The organism is Corynebacterium sp. CCUG 65737 (assembly GCF_024454115.1).
GTDB classification, from domain to species: domain Bacteria; phylum Actinomycetota; class Actinomycetes; order Mycobacteriales; family Mycobacteriaceae; genus Corynebacterium; species Corynebacterium genitalium.
Genome location: NZ_JAGPZB010000029.1, coordinates 1 through 2,555, shown reverse-complemented (window position 1 = coordinate 2,555; position 2,555 = coordinate 1). Strand labels below are relative to the sequence as shown.

1 rRNA gene is annotated in these 2,555 nt (G+C 54.0%); it reads right to left on the bottom strand.

Features of this window, described 5'->3' with window-relative positions:
• A 23S ribosomal RNA gene (locus KBX17_RS11365) occupies positions 1–2,341 on the bottom strand; the annotation flags it as partial.
• Between the last annotated feature and the right edge of the window lie 214 nt (positions 2,342–2,555).

Below are 2,555 nucleotides of genomic sequence, written 5' to 3'. Positions count from 1 at the left end.
CCACTAGCGTGAACGCTTCTAAGTCTCCCACCTATGCTACACAAACCGCAGTAAACACCAATACCAAGCTATAGTGAAGGTCCCGGGGTCTTTTCGTCCTGCCGCGCGTAACGAGCATCTTTACTCGTAGTGCAATTTCACCGGGCCTGTGGTTGAGACAGCAGGGAAGTCGTTACGCCATTCGTGCAGGTCGGAACTTACCCGACAAGGAATTTCGCTACCTTAGGATGGTTATAGTTACCACCGCCGTTTACTGGGGCTTAAATTCTCCGCTTCGACCACAAAGGGTCTAACAGGTCCTCTTAACCTTCCAGCACCGGGCAGGCGTCAGTCCGTATACATCAACTTGACCGTCTTCGCACGGACCTGTGTTTTTGATAAACAGTCGCTTCCCTCTCTTCTCTGCGACCACAACCAGCTCACACACGCATGTTGCGCTCACCAGTCATGGCCCCCCTTCTCCCGAAGTTACGGGGGCAATTTGCCGAGTTCCTTAACCACAGTTCACCCGACCGCCTGAGTATTTTCTACCTGACTACCTGTGTCGGTTTCGGGTACGGGCCGTACACACACATCGCTAGAGGCTTTTCTCGACAGCATAGGATCACCACCATCACCCACATACGGGCTACGCATCACGCCTCACACAAACAGGACCGCATTTGACTAGTCCATGTGCCACACGCTTGCACCACAATCCACTTAAGTGGCGTAGCTACCTGACTGCGTCACCCCATCACTGAACTACAACGGATCAGGCCCCACGCATCACACCCACCCAACAGTCAAAGACTGCCGTGGCGGGTGGTCAGGGTGGTTAGTATCACCGCTTCGCACTTGGGCGCGTATGCACGGGTACGGGAATATCAACCCGTTGACCATCGACTACGCCTGTCGGCCTCGCCTTAGGACCCGACTCACCCTGGGAAGACGAACTTGACCCAGGAACCCTTAGTCATCCGGCGGATACGATTCTCACGCATCATTCGTTACTCATGCCTGCATTCTCACTCGCACACAGTCCACGCCCCCTTCCGGTAACGCTTCACCCCATGCACGACGCTCCCCTACCCATATAAAAAATATGCCGCGGCTTCGGCGGTGTACTTGAGCCCCACTGAATTGTCGGCGCGCAACCACTCGACCAGTGAGCTATTACGCACTCTTTCAAGGGTGGCTGCTTCTAAGCCAACCTCCTGGCTGTCTTCGCGATTACACATCCTTTTCCACTTAGTACACCCTTAGGGGCCTTAACCGGCGATCTGGGCTGTTTCCCTCTCGACTATGAAGCTTATCCCCCACAGTCTCACTGCCGCGCACCAATGTAGGACCGGCATTCGGAGTTTGGCTGACATTGCTAAGATGATAGTCCCGCTCAACCAACCAGTAGCTCTACCTCCGGCACACCTACGCGACGCTGCACCTAAATGCATTTCGGGGAGAACCAGCTATCACGGAGTTTGATTGGCCTTTCACCCCTACCCACAACTCATCCCCGCAGTTTTCAACCTACGTGGGTTCGCGCCTCCACAACCTCTTACAGCTGCTTCACACTGGCCATGGGTAGATCACCCCGCTTCGGGTCCAGGACATGCCACTTAAAACACACAATTAGCATTCGCTTTCGCTACGACTACCCCAAACGGGTTAACCTCGCGACATGCCGCTGACTCGCAGGCTCATTCTTCAAAAGGCACGCCATCACACACACAGAAGGTGCTCTGACGGATTGTAAGCGCACAGTTTCAGGAACTCTTTCACTCCCCTCCCGGGGTACTTTTCACCATTCCCTCACGGTACTATCCACTATCGGTCACACTAGGTATTTAGGCTTACCGGGTGGTCCCGGCAGATTCACAGCAGATTCCACGAGCCCGCTGCTACTCGGGGCAAACACGACACACAACCAGCACACGCCTTCACGTACAGGACTCTCACCTACTCCGGCAGACCATCCCAGGCCACTTCCGCTAACACGCACTAGAAATGCAACGACTGGCAGACCGTTGACCATCGCACCCCACAACACCGCACACGCAACCCCTGCCAGGTATCACACGCACACGGTTTAGCCTCATCCGCGTTCGCTCGCCGCTACTAACAGAATCATTATTATTTTCCTCTCCCACCGGTACTGAGATGTTTCACTTCCCGGTATCACCCCCGCACAACTATGAATTCATCATACGGTGACCACACACAACCGTGGCCGGGTTTCCCCATTCGGACATCCTCGGATCAACGCTTTGTTGACAACTCCCCGAGGCATAACGCAGCCTCACACGTCCTTCATCGGCCCAGCATGCCAAGGCATCCACCATGCGCCCTTAAGCAACAAACACAAACACACACCCACACCAACCACAACAAAAAGCCGTAATCAGCGCTCTAAGCGTGTGCCCGGATACACAAACACATACTCACAATCACAAAAATACTCACACCAAACCAGAACAAGAACAATCATCCTCGCCCCAACTCGATGAGAAATACACTTCTCTTCAAAGAAGAAAGATGCTCGCGTCCACTATACAGTTCTCACACACCACACCCAG